The following is a 13,929-nucleotide window of genomic DNA, read 5'->3' on the forward strand; positions in this document are numbered from 1 at the left end:
GATCGCTTCTGTCCGGCTCCGAATCGCTGATTTGTTCCTTGCAGTAGTAAATCATCAATTACCCGTGCGGGCGCCGGACGAATGCGTGCCGGAGAGCGGTTTCGCGTAGCCTGTCTGTGATGTCAGCTACCCCAGTTCCCCCGGTTCCCACTTTGGCGGTGTGGAGCGACTCCCTCTTGGCCTACAATTTCGGCGCTCACCACCCCATGTCCCCGATCCGGTTGGAGCTGACCGCGCGGTTGGCCGACGAGTACGCCATCTTCCACCGGCCGAATGTCACTTTGGCCGCGGCGGAGAGTGCCGGGGACGCCGAGTTGGAAACGGTCCACGATCCGGCCTACGTCGCAGCGGTGAAGGCGGTCAGCGACGACCCGACGGCGGTGGATGAAGCGCGCGGACTCGGCACCGAAGACGATCCGGTGTTCGCCGGTATGCATGCCGCCAGCGCCCGGATTGCTGGCGCCTCGCTCCAGTCGGCGTCCGCCATTCTGGACGGGTCGGCGCTGCATGCGGTCAATTTTGCCGGCGGCATGCACCACGCGGCGCGAGGCAAGGCGAGCGGCTTCTGCATCTACAACGACTGCGCGCTGGCCATCCAACGCTTGCTGGACGGCGGCGTGCAACGTGTTGCCTATGTGGACGTTGATGCCCACCACGGCGATGGCGTGCAGTCGATTTTCTACGACGACCCGCGGGTGCTGACCATCTCCCTGCATGAGACCGGCACCCACCTGTTTCCCGGAACGGGTTTCGCCAACGAAAGCGGTGGCCCGGAGGCGCTGGGCAGTTCGGTCAACGTAGCCCTTCCGCCCCGGAGCGGTGATGCAGCCTTCCTGCGCGCCTTCCACGCGGTGGTCCCGCAACTGGTCAGGGCCTTTGCGCCCGAAGTAATCGTCAGCCAGCATGGCTGCGACAACCACGCCCGCGACATGCTGAGCAGCCTGCGCCTGAGCATTGACGCGCAACGGCAGATGATGCTGGACATGGCCGATCTTGCCCGCGAGGTCGCGGGCGACCGGTGGATCGCCACCGGCGGCGGCGGCTACGACGTCTTCAACGTGGTCCCTCGGTCCTGGACCCACATGCTGGCCATTGTTTCCGGCCGGCCCATCCCGTTGCACAGCGAGGTGCCGCAGTCCTGGCACGAGTACGTGGAGGTCCGGTACGGTCAGCAGGCTCCGCTGTACATGGGCGACGACGCCGACCTCTGGTGGCGTTCCTGGGAAGTCGGTTATGACCCGAACGACAGCGTGGACCGCACCGTGATGGCTACCCGCAAGGAAATCTTCCCGTACCACGGCCTGGATCCGTGGTTCGACTGAGCCGTCCGCTCCCGTCCCCGGGTGGTGTTCCGGCAGCCATGGTGTAACGATTTCGCTGCCTGCGGTTTCCGAATGGCCGCCGGGGGTGCCCGGCGAGCATATATGCGATTAGGGTAATGGAATGGCCATCGATGACGTCTTTGCAGTGATTGCCGAAGGTACGCGCCGGGACATACTCGGTTCGCTTCGCGACGGGGATAAGGCGGTCGGCGAGCTGGTCGAAGAACTCGAAGTCAGCCAGCCGACCGTCTCCAAGCACCTGAAGGTGCTGCGCGAGGCAGGCTTGGTGTCCATGCGCGCCCAGGGGCAGAAGCGGTACTACTCGCTGCGGACCGGGCCGCTGCAGGATGTGGCCGAATGGATTGTCGGCTTCGGTGTCGAAGTGCTGCCCGCGGCCGAGCCGGTGGCACCGGTGGTGGCGGCCGCCGTCGTTGCTCCCCAAGAGCCGGGACATGCGGTCTCCGGGCGCAGCCTGGAGGTTCCGGTGCCGGCCAACCTCAGCCGGTCGCTGGGGCAGGCTGCGAACAAGGCAACCACCAAGGCTGCCGACCTCTTTGCACATCTGCCCAAACTGCCGCGTCGCCGCCGCGGGTAAGCGCGACAAACTGCCGCGCCGGCGCCGCGGGTGAGCGCGACGAGCTGCCGGGCCGGCGCCGCGGCTGAACGCCCGCCGGGGCTGGCCGGCAGCGGAGGCCGGGCGGTGATGACTCACACATTCTGTCTCCGCATGCTTGTCTCCGAGGCGGGTGTCCGCCCGCACATTTCTCGCAGCCAACGCTGGGCGCAGCCGGAATTATAGGGCCGGGCGCGGTACAACGGCCGGTATCACCGCAGCGCGGCCGCGTTACGAGGCGCTTCAGCGATATGTCAGATGTGTTTCTTGGTTCCCGCCTCGGTGTGGTTTTCTTTGTGAGGGCCTGAAGCAAGTTGAGTGCCCCAATACGTCAGCTAGGGAAGGGACGCACCCATGGATGCCCATCTGCTTGAAGTCCGCGACGAAGTCTTCCGCCGCAATCCAGGCGAAACGGAATTCCACCAGGCCGTCAACGAAGTCTTTGACACCCTGGAGCCGCTCTCCGCCCGGCACCCCGAATACACCGATGCTGCCATTTTGCAGCGCATCTGTGAACCCGAACGCCAGATCATCTTCCGGGTCCCGTGGATGGACGACGCCGGCAACGTCCAGATCAACCGCGGCTTCCGCGTCGAGTTCAACTCCGCACTCGGCCCGTACAAGGGCGGCCTGCGTTTCCACCCGTCGGTGTACCTGGGCATCGTCAAATTCCTCGGCTTTGAGCAGATCTTCAAGAATGCCCTGACCGGCATGCCCATCGGCGGCGGCAAGGGCGGCTCGGACTTTGACCCGCGCGGCCGTTCCGACAACGAAGTGATGCGCTTCTGCCAGTCCTTCATGACCGAGCTGTACCGCCACATCGGCGAATACACCGACGTTCCGGCCGGAGACATGGGTGTGGGCACCCGCGAGATCGGCTACCTGTTCGGCCAGTACAAGCGCATTACCAACCGCTACGAGTCCGGCGTGCTCACCGGCAAGGGCACCGGCTGGGGCGGCTCGCTGGTCCGGCCCGAAGCCACCGGCTACGGCGCCGTGCTGTTCGCCCAGGAGATGCTCAAGACCCGGGGCCAGAGCTTCGACGGCCAGCGCGTGGTGATTTCCGGTTCCGGCAACGTGGCGATCAACGCCATCGAAAAGGCCCAGGAGCTCGGTGCCAAGGTGGTCACCGCCTCCGACTCCGGCGGCTACGTGGTGGACGAAGCCGGCATCGACGTCGAGCTGCTGCGCCAGATCAAGGAAGTTGAGCGCGGCCGCATCTCCGACTATGCCGAGCGCCGCGGCGCCGGCGTCCACTACGTGGCCGAGGGCAACGTCTGGGACGTCGATTGCACCGTGGCCCTGCCCAGCGCGACGCAGAACGAGCTGGACGACAAGTCCGCCCGCCGCCTGGTGGAATCCGGTTTGGTCGCGGTCGCCGAAGGCGCCAACATGCCCTGCACCAGCGAAGCCGCCGCTATCTTCCAGGAAGCGAATGTGCTCTTCGGCCCGGGCAAGGCAGCCAATGCCGGCGGCGTGGCCACCTCAGCGCTGGAAATGCAACAGAACGCCAGCCGTGACGCGTGGAGCTTCGAGTACACCGAGCAGCGGCTGACCGACATCATGGTGGGTATCCACGACCGCTGTGCCGAGACCGCCGACAAGTACGGCATGCCGGGCAACTACGTGGCCGGCGCCAACATCTCCGGCTTCAAGAAGGTTGCAGACGCGATGCTGGCCCAGGGGCTCATCTAGTCCCGCTGACCCAGCAAAGCCCACAGCACGACGACGGTGCCCGCCCTCAGGCGGGCACCGTCGTTTTGGTCTCGGTGCGGAACTGTAAGCTCGGTCCATGGTTCAGACACTGATCGGGCTGGATATCGGCGGCAGCAAGACGCACGGAATCCGGCTGGACGACGGCCGGGTGGCCGCCGAAGCGACGGCGGGCAGTGCCAACGTGCAGAACGCCAGCCCGGCCCAGGCCGCGGCTGCCTTGTCCGACGTGTTCGGCCGGCTTGGCGCAGCCCGGGTAGCCGCGGTCTACGCCGGGGCCGGCGGCATCGACACCGACGGCGACGCCGCCGCGCTGCGCGCATTGGTTGCCCCGCTGGCTCCCGGAGCGGACATCCACGTGGTCCACGACACCCGGCTGGTGCTGGCCGCCGGCCACCGGAGGACCGGAATCGGCGTGGTGGCCGGTACCGGATCGTCCGTGTGGGGCGTCAACGACGCCGGCGAGGAAGCCCGCGCCGGCGGTTGGGGGCACCTGCTCGGAGACGAAGGCAGCGGCTACTGGCTGGGCCGGGAGGCTGTCCGGCATGCGCTCTCCCGGCTGGATGCCGGCCTGCAGCCGGATCGGCTGACGGCGCTGCTGTTGACGGACTGCGGACTCCGGAAACCCGTGGACTTGATCGCCCTGTTCCACTCGCCGCAGACCGACCGGCGGTTCTGGGCGGACAAGTCCCGGGTAGTGGTGGCCGCCGCCGAGGAGGGCGAGGAGCCCGCTGCAGGGATTATCGACCGGGCAGCGGCCGACCTCGCCGGCCAGATCCGTCTGGTAGCGGCACGGCTCGGCTTGGCCGGCCCGGTGGTCCTTGGCGGCGGACTGGGAGCCAACGTCCAGCGCTTCCAGCGGGCTGTCGCCGCCGCGCTGGAGCCGCACGGCATTACCGACATCCATCCGCTGGACCGGGAACCGGTCTTCGGTATCGATGTCCTGGCCGGACTGGCCGGGCTGACCTCATCGGACGCGGCGAGGCACCGGTGAGCGCACCGCAGGGGCGACCGGCGGAACCGGCCGGGGAGGCCCGATCCGCCGGCGTCACAATCGGTCATGTCGCGGGTGCCGGTTTTCCGGCCTCGGAGCATGCGGCGTAGAGTGCCGGTATGACGACTCGTTGGTATGCGTATTTTGCGTTGGCTCTGGAGGGGCCTGACGTAACCGCATAGCGCGTACGCATATCAACCTTCAGAGCCAACAGGGCAGAGATAATTCTCTGCCCTTCGCCATTTCTCCGGCGGGTTCTGTGGTCCCGCCGCCAACAGACGGGACACCGAACATGAATGCACCAGCCAACCACCTCTTGGAAGCGGCGACGCAGCCCGAAGCGACAGCGATCCGCGCAGGCGACGGAGTCGGCGAAACATCTACGCCGCTCGGCACCAATAACCTGCGGGTGAGCAGCTTCAAGCCGCTGCCGTCGCCAGCGGAACTCATGTCCGAGCAGCCGCTGACCGCTGGGGCCGCCGCCGTCGTCGCCCGGGGTCGGGAGGAAATCCGCGCGGTCATGGACGGCGTGGACGACCGGTTGCTGGTGATCGTTGGTCCCTGCTCCATCCACGACACCGAGGCCGGCCTGGAGTACGCGCGCCGGCTGGCACGGGTGGCGCGGGAGCACCGCGAACAGTTGCTGATCGTGATGCGCACCTACTTCGAGAAACCGCGCACCACCGTGGGCTGGAAAGGCCTGGTCAATGACCCCCGCCTGGACGGATCCCATGACATAGCCGCCGGGCTGCGGCTGGCGCGGACCTTCCTGCTGGAGGTGGCTGAGCTGGGCCTGCCGGTGGCCACGGAATTCCTGGAACCGATCAGCCCACAGTACTTGGCGGACCTGGTCAGCTGGGGCGCGATCGGTGCGCGGACCACGGAGAGCCAGATCCACCGCCAGCTGGTGTCCGGCCTGTCCATGCCGGTGGGATTCAAGAACGGCACGGATGGCGGACTACAGGTGGCACTCGATGCCTGCCAGGCCGCGTCCGCGGCACAGACGTTCCTGGGGATCGACGGCGACGGCCGTGCCGCTCTGGTGGCCACCGACGGCAACCCGGACACCCACCTGATCCTGCGCGGCGGAAAGACCGGGCCGAACTACAGCGCCGAGCATGTTGCGGCGGCGTCTGCAGCACTGGCGGAAGCGGGCCTGAATCCGCGGCTGATCGTGGATGCCAGCCACGCCAACAGCGGCAAGAGCCATCACCGCCAGGCCGAGGTGGCGCTGGAGATCGCGGCGCAGCTTGAGGCCGGCGGCAGCGCGATCGCCGGGATCATGCTGGAGAGCTTCCTGGTAGGCGGAGCGCAGAAAATGTACGTGGCCGAAAACGCTGACGGGGCCGGGCTGGTCTACGGGCAGAGCGTGACGGACGCCTGCATGGAGTGGGATGTGACCGCCGACGTGCTGGCGCAGCTGGCAGCGACGGCCCGAGATCGGGGAGCAAGCGCCGCCCCGCGGACGCAGGCCGTGCAGCAATAAATCACTTACGCTACAGTGGCCACTTTCACTTTCGCCACAACAGCCTCTAAAGTATCTAGGAAGAAGGTTTGGGGCAGGGCAAGGCGGCACGCCGTCGTCGTTGCTTACAGTAAAGGAACAGTGCGAAATGGCTGACGAGAACAACTTCTCGAATGTGCGCTTCTTGACGGTGTCGGAAGTGGCCGCAGTCATGCGCGTGTCCAAGATGACCGTCTACCGGCTGGTGCACTCGGGTGAGATGCCGGCTGTGCGCTTCGGACGTTCCTACCGGGTGCCCGAATCGGCCGTGGAGGAGTACTTGCGCGGTGCGGTGATCGACCGGGAAACCGGCACCGCCTGACCTCCGGGTAGCGGCTCCGCGGCCTTCGGTTGTCAATGACGGGTGCGCGGAAGCTGTACCCTGTTAAGGAACGTTTTACGTCATCGTCGGAAAACCGTAAGTTGGCGTGTGCCCCCGCCGGGCACCGACAGCGCGGAAACTATCAGTGAATGAGGGACTCGTGGGTTCAGTTATCAAGAAGCGCCGCAAGCGTATGGCCAAGAAGAAGCACCGCAAGCTGCTTCGCAAGACCCGCCACCAGCGCCGCAACAAGAAGTAGGACCGTTTACCGGTTTCAAGCTTCCACGGTCCGTCAGGAAACTGGCGGACCGTGTGCGTTTAACGCCTTTTTTGGCTGCGGGTGAGGGAGGGCCAGCGCGGGAGAGGCCGGTGCCCGGAACACAAGCGGGGGAGAGCCGGCAAGGGGGCCGGTAGGAGTCGGACCGGTGAGGGGCCGGTCGGAGGCGGGCCGCTGAAGCGGCCGGTGTTTAAGCCGCGTGCCGGCGGAACCGGTTGACGCCGCGCCACAGCCCGTAGACTGCGCCCGCGCCGGTGGCGGCTTTGAGCCCCAGCGTGGCCGCGCGGCGACCGCTGCGGAAGTCATAGACCGGCCAGTTATTCTCCCGGGCGTGCCGGCGCAGCCGGGTATCCGGATTGATGGCCACCGGGTTACCCACCAGGGTCAGCAGCGGAACATCGTTGTAAGAGTCGCTGTAGGCCCAGCAGCGCGCCAAGTCGAGGCCCTGCCGGGCTGCCAGCTCTTCGACCGCAACGGCTTTGGCCGGCCCGTGCAGGATGTCCCCGACCAGCCGTCCGGTGTACGCCCCGTTTTCGAGTTCGCCGACCGTGCCCAACGCGCCGGTCAGGCCCAGCCGGTCCGCAATCACGGAGGCCACTTCCACCGGAGTGGCCGTGACCAGCCAGACCCTCCGGCCCACGCGCAGGTGCTGGTCGGCCAATGCCCGGGTGCCGGGCCAGATCTTGGACGCGATGACCTCGTCATAGACCTCGTCGCCCAACTGCTTGACGTCGTCGCTCAACAGGCCGGTGGCCAGGGCCAAGGCCGTCTCCCGGATGGACTGGATGTCCTTCAGGCTTTCGCCGCGCATCAGGAACCGCGCCTGCTTAAAACCGAAACTGGCAGCATCCCGCATCCGGAAGGCGCCCCGCTGGTACATCTTGCGGGCCACGTGGAACAGGCTGGCGCCGCGCATCAGCGTGTTGTCGACGTCGAAAAACGCAGCCTCCGTCCCCGGATCGGCGGAGACCGAGGCTCGCTGTGCATGGCCGGCGGCGGACTTGGACATACTTCGAGTCTAACGAGGCGCCGGGGATTCCCCGTTCACCACCCCCGACGGCTACCGTGGAAGTTATGAACGGATCCGAGCGCCGCAGCCACGAATTGGTGCTGCTGACTAAACCCGGCTGCCATCTGTGCCAGACGGCACGCGAGACGGTGGGCGCCGTCGCGGGGGAGCTCGGTGTGCCCTGGCAGGAGAAAAACATCCTGGAAGACCCGGAGCTGGAGCGCCGCTTCGCGGAAGAGATCCCGGTGGTCATGATCGACGGCGTGCAGCGGGACTTCTGGCACATCGATGCGGAGCGCTTGCGCCGCCTGCTCACGCAGTAGGTTCTACGGCCCCGTCGTCATCGGAGTTGGAGACCGGCGCGGCGGAGCCTAATCTAAGGGAACATCAGCCTTCGGCAGGACAACCGCCGGGGCAGCCAGGAACCGGAACGGCGCCAAACAGCCTGCCCGGAGCCCGCAGCAGGCATCGGAGCGAGAACAGTGACCAACCTCCCGGACATCGAGGCGGCCAAGCCTTCCGGCCAGGAGATCCCGCCGGCTGCCCTGGCACGCCTGACCATCTACCTCCGGGCGCTGAATTCGTTGATGGCCGGTGGCACGGAACGCATTTCGTCCGAGCAGCTGGCTGAATCCGCCGGGGTCAGCCCGCCCACCCTGCGCAAGGACCTGTCCTACCTGGGGTCCTTCGGCACCCGCGGCGTGGGCTACGACGTCAGCCTGGTCAGCCAGGAGATTTCCGCCGCTCTGGGCCTCATGCATGAGTGGAAAGTCGCGATCGTCGGCGTTGGCAACCTGGGCCGGGCGCTGGCCGGCTACTCCGGTTTCTCCACCAAGGGGTTCGGCGTGGTGTCGCTCTTCGACGCGGACCCGTCCGTGGTCGGGTCGGAAGTGGCAGGGCTGCGGGTCAGTCCCATCGCCGAGCTGGAAGCCGTCCTGCGCCAGACCGCGGCCAACATGGCGGTCCTGGCGGTGCCTGCCGGCGTGGCCCAGGGACTCTGCGACCGGCTGGTGGCTGCCGGAGTGATGAGCATCCTCAGCTTCGCCCCAGTGGTGCTCCAGGTGCCGCCGACCGTGCAACTGCGCAAGGTGGACATGGCCACCGAATTGCAGATTCTGGCCTACCACGCACAACGGGCGCAGGAGACGGAGAACAACTCCGAGTCCAGCGCCCGTCGCTAGCCGGCGTGGAACAGCCCGGCCGGTTGTTGGCTTAGCGGCCGTAGATACCGTACTTGTGGGCCTTGGTGGCCTGGAAGAACTGGTTCGATGCCGGCAGGAACAGCAAAACGATCGCAGCAATGCCCAGCAGCACGGACAGAGTGCCGAACCAGAAATTGAAGAGCCCAAAGAGTGACAGCGCGGCAAACACGGTGCCGGTGATCCGGGCCCAGTTCTTGCCGGCCTTTACGCCGAAGGCCACCAACAGGTAGAGCCCGACGGCGATCACCGCGGTGACGACGATGATCACTCCCAAAGTGCCGCTCATCATCTGCGACAGTTCAGCGTCGGAAAATTGACCACCCTGCTCACCGAGGGCTTCGCGGACTGACGGATCCTGGAGCACCGTTGCCATGGTTCCATCCAGGTTGGACAGCTCGGTCAGCGTCTCGATGGCGGTCAACGCCGCCGCCGCAATGATCAGCCAGAACGCGATGACCACTTCGCGCGGACGCGTGGGTTTGGCGCCGACCTGCGGCTGGCCGCTCGGGTAACCGTACTGACCCGGCACGGCGTTCTGGTAGCCATACGGCTGCTGACCATACTGCTGGCCATAGGGGGACTGGCCCTGCTGGCCCTGGCCGTAGGGCTGCTGGCCGTACTGCGAAGCGTTCTGCGGGGCGTTTTGCCCATACTTCTGCCCATACTGCGGGGCGTTTTGCCCATACTTCTGCCCATACTGCGGGGCGTTTTGGCCGTACTGCGGGACGTTCTGCCCGTCCTGCGGCTGATCGGGGCCCGGCTGCTGCGGGGCGTTCTGCCCGTACTGCGGCAAATTTTGGCCGTACTGAGGCACGTTCTGCCCGTACTGGGGCTGTTCCTGGCCGTTGGGCCGGCCTTCCCCGTCACCGGGCTTGTTCGGTTCGTTCTGTGGGGTGCTCATCGCCGGATCCTTTTCATCTCATCCGCGGGCCGGGCCTGCGAGCCCGGCCGCCCGGGTGCGTGGAGGCTGTTACTGCAACACTACAATGCAGGTCAGCGCCGTGTCGGTCGCCCTGAAGGATGATTTTGGCGGCCGCCGGACGGGGAATCGCCGCATGGGTCGGCGGCCGGGCTTTTGGGCATACACGCCCGGTTTGAGACACTGGTAAGCATGCCAGAAGCCACTGTCCATCTGCTCCGCCACGGCGAGGTCCACAACCCCGACCGTGTGCTGTATGGCAGGCTGCCGAGCTTCCGGCTGTCTGAGCTGGGGCAGGAGATGGCTCGCCGTGCTGGTGACTACTTTTCGGAGCGCCGGAAAGAGGGCGCCACGATCAGTTATCTGGTGGCCTCGCCGCTGACCCGGGCGCAGGAGACCGCCGAGCCCACCGCGAAGGCTCTGGGCCTCGAGATTGTCACCGACGAGCGGATCATCGAAGCCGAGAATCATTTCGAGGGCTTGGCCGACATCCGCTCACACCTGCGCGAGCCCCGGTACTGGCGGCGCCTCTACAATCCCTTCCGGCCGTCCTGGGGGGAGCCGTACGCGGCGCAGGTGGCCCGCATGCGCGACGCCATCAACGACGCCCGACGTCATGCCGTTGAGCTCGGCGGCCCCGGGGCCGAGGCGATCCTGGTCAGCCACCAGCTGCCCATCTGGGTCACCAGGCTGGCCAGCGAGGGCAAGCCGCTCTGGCACGATCCCCGCCGTCGGCAGTGCACGCTGGCGTCGGTAACCTCCCTGGAGTTCGACGGCGGGCGGCTCGCCGCGGTGCGCTATGAAGAGCCCTGCTCCGATTTGCTGCCCGGTGCGGCGAACCTGCCGGGAGCATAATAGAATTACTACGCGTTGTAGAAGTGGGATGCCCTCAACCCCACGAAGAAGAGTGTGACTGTGACTGCCGATAACCCCCGTTTGTTCGACCGCCGTACCGTGTTCAAGGCCGGTGCGGGGCTGCTTGGTGCCTTGTCGCTGGCTGCCTGTTCCGTGGAGGACCCGTTGGCGCAGCAGGCCAACGCCGGAGACAACAAGAACTACATCGCCGGCGACGGATCGGTGACCGAATATGCGCCCGGTTCCCGAGGCGAACCGGTGCAGCTGACCGCCAAGCTCTTCGACGGCACTGCCGTCGATGCAGCCGACTGGGCCGGCAAAGTCACCGTACTGAACTTCTGGTACGCCTCCTGTGCACCCTGCCGGCTGGAAGCTCCGGACCTGCAGGCCCTCAGCGAAGAGTTCGCCGACGGCGCCCAGTTCTACGGCGTTAACATCCGTGACGAGCGGCCCACCGCCGAGGCCTTCGAGCGCAACTTCGGGATCACGTACCCCAGTTTCATGGACAAGGACGGCGGCATCCTGCTGGCCATGACGTCCTATGTGCCGCCCCAGGCCGTGCCCACCACGCTGGTGCTGGACAAGGACGGCCGGGTCGCCGCCCGGATCCTGGGTGTGGCGGACAAGGGCACGCTCAAAGCCCTGATCAAAGACGCAGTGGCCGCGTAGCCGTGGGGTGGGCGACGGCCTCGCTGCCGATGACCTTGGGGGGCGCCTTCGGCGACACGGTGCTGAACGGCTCCGTGCTGCTGGCCATCCCCGTGGCGATGCTGGCCGGGCTGGTCTCCTTCCTGTCTCCGTGTGTGCTGCCGCTGGTTCCCGGCTACATGGGTTATGTCACCGGCCTGACCGGCGTGGACCTGGAACGGCAGCGCCGCGGTCGGATGTTCGCCGGCATCGGCCTGTTTGTGCTCGGCTTTTCCGTCGTCTTCGTCTTCATCGGGGCGGTCTTCGGCCAACTGGGCGCCTGGCTGAAGGGCAGCGACGCCGACTGGATCACCCAGCTGCTGGGCATCGTCGTCGTGCTCATGGGCATCATTTTCATGGGCGGCCTGTCCTTCTTCCAGCGGGACCGTAAGATCCACTCCCGTCCGCCTGCGGGGCTGTGGGGTGCCCCGGTGCTCGGCATGACGTTCGGGCTGGGCTGGGCGCCGTGCATTGGCCCGACCTTTTCCGCGGTCCAGGCGCTGGCGTACTCCGGCGGAGCGGATGCGGCCAAGGGCGCGTTCCTGGCCTTCGTGTACTGCCTTGGCCTGGGCATCCCGTTCCTGCTGATTGCGCTCGGTGTGCGGCGGGGGATGGGCGCCATGGCGTTCTTCCGCAAGCACCGGCTGTTCCTGCAGCGGTCGGGCGGGGCCATGTTGGTAGTTTTGGGCCTGCTGATGGCCACCGGGCTCTGGGGGGACTGGGTGACGCAATTGCAGGACTGGTTTGCAAATGAAGTGAGGCTCCCGATCTGATGAGTCAGACCCCCGACGGCGCTCAGCGCCATGACGACGCCGGTGCACCCGCCCCGGACGGACCGGGCACCGGCGGCGGCAAAGGCCGTGCCGTGACCGACCGCAAGCGCAACCGCAAGCGGGACGACGTCGCCGTTCCCGCGCTGGGCTTCCTCGGCATGCTGCGCTGGGCCTGGACCCAGCTGACCAGCATGCGCACAGCACTGTTCCTGTTGCTGCTGCTGGCGGTGGCCGCGGTCCCGGGTTCGCTGTTCCCGCAGCGCCCGGCCAACCCCGCCGTGGTGACGCAGTACCTGACCGACAACCCGGAGGTCGGGCCGTGGCTGGACCGCTTCCAGCTCTTCGACGTGTACTCCTCGGTGTGGTTCTCCGCCATTTACCTGCTGCTGTTCCTGTCGTTGATTGGCTGCGTCATCCCGCGGGCCATCCAGCACTACAAGGCCATGCGGTCACAGCCGCCCCGGACGCCGCGCCGGCTGTCCCGTCTGCCCGAGTACGGTTCCATGGCGGTCCCCGCCGAAGCCGGCCTCTCGGCACGTTCGGCGGTCGAAGAGGCTGCCCGGCTGCTGAAGCGCCGCGGCTACCGGGTGAATGTGCGCGACGCGGACACCGACCGGCCCTCCGTCGGCGCCGAACGCGGCTTCGCCAAGGAAATCGGAAACCTGGTATTCCATACCTCGCTGATCGGCGTGCTGGTCTCGGTGGCGATCGGCGGCCAGTTCGGCTACACCGGCCAGCGGGTTCTGGTCGAGGGCGAAACGTTCGTGAATTCGCTGATCGGCTATGACAGTTTCAACCCGGGGACCGGCTTCACCGAGGACCGGCTGGACCCGTTCTCACTGACGCTGGACAAGTTCGAGGTGGTGTTCGACCGCGAATCGACCACCCATTACGGGCAGCCGCTGGACTTCACCGCCACCATGTCCGTGCGTGAGCCGGGGCAACCCGCAGAGCAGCAGGTCCTGAAGGTCAACCATCCGCTGACCATCGGCGGCAGCAACGTCTACCTGATGGGCAACGGCTACGCGCCGGTGGTGACCATCCGGGACGGGGAGGGCAACATCGCCCACCAGGGCCCCGTCGTCGCCATCCCCAATGATGGCGCCTACACCTCCACGATGGTGATCAAGGTGCCGGACGCGAAGCCCGAGCAGCTGGGCTTCGTGGGCTTCTTCCTGCCGACGGCGATGGAAGGCGAGGACGGCGTGGCCTACGGCAGCGACCCGGACCCGATGAACCCGCGACTGTACCTGAACTCCTACTATGGCGACCTGGGCCTGGACAACGGCGATCCGAAGAACGTCTTTGTGCTGGACACCAGCAACCTCACCGTGCTCAATGACCGCAACCAGGACAGCGGCGGCATCGAGCTCGCCGCCTACGAGACGAAGGAACTGCCCAACGGAATGGGCAGCATCACCTTCGACGGGCTGGTGCGCTATGCCGCGCTGGACATCCATCACGATCCGGGCAAGCTCGGGGCCCTCGTCTTCTCCTCGCTGGCCATGGCCGGCCTGGGCGCCTCCTTGTTCATCGGCCGGCGCCGCGTCTGGGTCCGTGCCGGCACCCACGACGACGGACGCACGATGGTGGAGTGGGGCCTGCTGGCCCGCGGCGAGGACCACCGTCTGGCCCCTGAAGCAGCGACCATCAGCAAACTTCTCCGCGACCAATGGCTGACGGATGCCGGCCCACAGGCGCACAATAGCAAGAGCGCCGCCGGCGTCGACAACTCCTAA

Annotated in this window: 15 protein-coding genes; 13 read left to right on the forward strand and 2 right to left on the reverse strand. The window is 66.7% G+C overall.

Annotated elements, in window-relative coordinates:
• The first annotated feature begins 119 nt into the window (after window positions 1-119).
• From E4J89_RS09210 to E4J89_RS09240, 7 genes are all read left to right on the forward strand, one after another.
• Window positions 120-1,322, forward strand: a complete 1,203-nt coding sequence (locus E4J89_RS09210; RefSeq protein ID WP_136785823.1) for an acetoin utilization protein AcuC — start codon at window positions 120-122, stop codon at window positions 1,320-1,322.
• A 121-nt stretch (window positions 1,323-1,443) separates the two neighbouring features.
• A complete protein-coding gene (locus E4J89_RS09215) occupies window positions 1,444-1,917 on the forward strand; it encodes a metalloregulator ArsR/SmtB family transcription factor (protein WP_136785824.1) in 474 nt (157 codons plus the stop codon).
• Window positions 1,918-2,289: 372 nt separating this feature from the next.
• Window positions 2,290-3,630, forward strand: coding sequence for an NADP-specific glutamate dehydrogenase (gene gdhA / locus E4J89_RS09220; protein WP_136785825.1), 1,341 nt, complete (start codon window positions 2,290-2,292; stop codon window positions 3,628-3,630).
• Between the two features lie 97 nt (window positions 3,631-3,727).
• Complete coding sequence (locus E4J89_RS09225; RefSeq protein ID WP_136785826.1) at window positions 3,728-4,642, forward strand: BadF/BadG/BcrA/BcrD ATPase family protein; 915 nt, start codon at window positions 3,728-3,730, stop codon at window positions 4,640-4,642.
• A 292-nt stretch (window positions 4,643-4,934) separates the two neighbouring features.
• Complete coding sequence (locus tag E4J89_RS09230; protein ID WP_136785827.1) at window positions 4,935-6,128, forward strand: 3-deoxy-7-phosphoheptulonate synthase; 1,194 nt, start codon at window positions 4,935-4,937, stop codon at window positions 6,126-6,128.
• 127 nt (window positions 6,129-6,255) lie between these two features.
• On the forward strand, window positions 6,256-6,468 hold the full coding sequence (locus E4J89_RS09235; RefSeq protein WP_127512893.1) for a helix-turn-helix domain-containing protein: 213 nt from the start codon (window positions 6,256-6,258) through the stop codon (window positions 6,466-6,468).
• 160 nt (window positions 6,469-6,628) lie between these two features.
• Entirely contained in the window at window positions 6,629-6,727 is a 99-nt protein-coding gene (locus E4J89_RS09240; RefSeq protein ID WP_003792170.1) for an AURKAIP1/COX24 domain-containing protein, read from the forward strand.
• Between the two features lie 208 nt (window positions 6,728-6,935).
• Here E4J89_RS09240 and E4J89_RS09245 read toward each other — a convergent pair whose 3' ends face one another.
• A complete protein-coding gene (locus tag E4J89_RS09245; RefSeq protein ID WP_136785828.1) occupies window positions 6,936-7,754 on the reverse strand; it encodes an HAD-IB family hydrolase in 819 nt (272 codons plus the stop codon).
• A gap of 65 nt (window positions 7,755-7,819) precedes the next feature.
• Here E4J89_RS09245 and E4J89_RS09250 point away from each other — a divergent pair, with 65 nt between their 5' ends.
• Window positions 7,820-8,077, forward strand: coding sequence for a glutaredoxin family protein (locus E4J89_RS09250; RefSeq protein WP_136785829.1), 258 nt, complete (start codon window positions 7,820-7,822; stop codon window positions 8,075-8,077).
• Between the two features lie 159 nt (window positions 8,078-8,236).
• Window positions 8,237-8,935 carry a redox-sensing transcriptional repressor Rex gene (locus tag E4J89_RS09255; RefSeq protein WP_240691815.1) on the forward strand — a complete coding sequence of 233 codons (699 nt, stop codon included), beginning with the start codon at window positions 8,237-8,239 and terminating at the stop codon, window positions 8,933-8,935.
• Window positions 8,936-8,966: 31 nt separating this feature from the next.
• Here E4J89_RS09255 and E4J89_RS09260 read toward each other — a convergent pair whose 3' ends face one another.
• Window positions 8,967-9,857, reverse strand: a complete 891-nt coding sequence (locus E4J89_RS09260) for a hypothetical protein (protein WP_136785831.1) — start codon at window positions 9,855-9,857, stop codon at window positions 8,967-8,969.
• A gap of 210 nt (window positions 9,858-10,067) precedes the next feature.
• Here E4J89_RS09260 and E4J89_RS09265 point away from each other — a divergent pair, with 210 nt between their 5' ends.
• The 4 genes from E4J89_RS09265 (at window position 10,068) to E4J89_RS09280 (ending at window position 13,929) form a co-directional block, all read left to right on the forward strand.
• Window positions 10,068-10,730, forward strand: coding sequence for a histidine phosphatase family protein (locus tag E4J89_RS09265; protein WP_136785832.1), 663 nt, complete (start codon window positions 10,068-10,070; stop codon window positions 10,728-10,730).
• 81 nt (window positions 10,731-10,811) lie between these two features.
• Window positions 10,812-11,399, forward strand: coding sequence for a TlpA disulfide reductase family protein (locus E4J89_RS09270; RefSeq protein ID WP_240691820.1), 588 nt, complete (start codon window positions 10,812-10,814; stop codon window positions 11,397-11,399).
• A gap of 29 nt (window positions 11,400-11,428) precedes the next feature.
• On the forward strand, window positions 11,429-12,190 hold the full coding sequence (locus E4J89_RS09275) for a cytochrome c biogenesis protein CcdA (protein WP_136785893.1): 762 nt from the start codon (window positions 11,429-11,431) through the stop codon (window positions 12,188-12,190).
• Between the two features lie 158 nt (window positions 12,191-12,348).
• A complete protein-coding gene (locus E4J89_RS09280) occupies window positions 12,349-13,929 on the forward strand; it encodes a cytochrome c biogenesis protein ResB (RefSeq protein ID WP_240691821.1) in 1,581 nt (526 codons plus the stop codon).

It is taken from the genome of Arthrobacter sp. CAU 1506 (assembly GCF_005047635.1).
In the GTDB taxonomy this organism is placed as follows: domain Bacteria; phylum Actinomycetota; class Actinomycetes; order Actinomycetales; family Micrococcaceae; genus Crystallibacter.

What these genes read in the sequence shown, in the direction of transcription:
- E4J89_RS09245 (WP_136785828.1), bottom strand. Translation starts at nt 7,754, where the DNA reads ATGTCCAAGTCCGCCGCCGGCCATGCACAGCGAGCCTCGGTCTCCGCC.
- E4J89_RS09230 (WP_136785827.1), top strand. Translation starts at nt 4,935, where the DNA reads ATGAATGCACCAGCCAACCACCTCTTGGAAGCGGCGACGCAGCCCGAA.
- E4J89_RS09265 (WP_136785832.1), top strand. Translation starts at nt 10,068, where the DNA reads ATGCCAGAAGCCACTGTCCATCTGCTCCGCCACGGCGAGGTCCACAAC.
- E4J89_RS09210 (WP_136785823.1), top strand. Translation starts at nt 120, where the DNA reads ATGTCAGCTACCCCAGTTCCCCCGGTTCCCACTTTGGCGGTGTGGAGC.
- E4J89_RS09250 (WP_136785829.1), top strand. Translation starts at nt 7,820, where the DNA reads ATGAACGGATCCGAGCGCCGCAGCCACGAATTGGTGCTGCTGACTAAA.
- E4J89_RS09225 (WP_136785826.1), top strand. Translation starts at nt 3,728, where the DNA reads ATGGTTCAGACACTGATCGGGCTGGATATCGGCGGCAGCAAGACGCAC.
- E4J89_RS09280 (WP_240691821.1), top strand. Translation starts at nt 12,349, where the DNA reads ATGCTGCGCTGGGCCTGGACCCAGCTGACCAGCATGCGCACAGCACTG.
- E4J89_RS09275 (WP_136785893.1), top strand. Translation starts at nt 11,429, where the DNA reads ATGACCTTGGGGGGCGCCTTCGGCGACACGGTGCTGAACGGCTCCGTG.
- E4J89_RS09215 (WP_136785824.1), top strand. Translation starts at nt 1,444, where the DNA reads ATGGCCATCGATGACGTCTTTGCAGTGATTGCCGAAGGTACGCGCCGG.
- gdhA (WP_136785825.1), top strand. Translation starts at nt 2,290, where the DNA reads ATGGATGCCCATCTGCTTGAAGTCCGCGACGAAGTCTTCCGCCGCAAT.
- E4J89_RS09260 (WP_136785831.1), bottom strand. Translation starts at nt 9,857, where the DNA reads ATGAGCACCCCACAGAACGAACCGAACAAGCCCGGTGACGGGGAAGGC.
- E4J89_RS09235 (WP_127512893.1), top strand. Translation starts at nt 6,256, where the DNA reads ATGGCTGACGAGAACAACTTCTCGAATGTGCGCTTCTTGACGGTGTCG.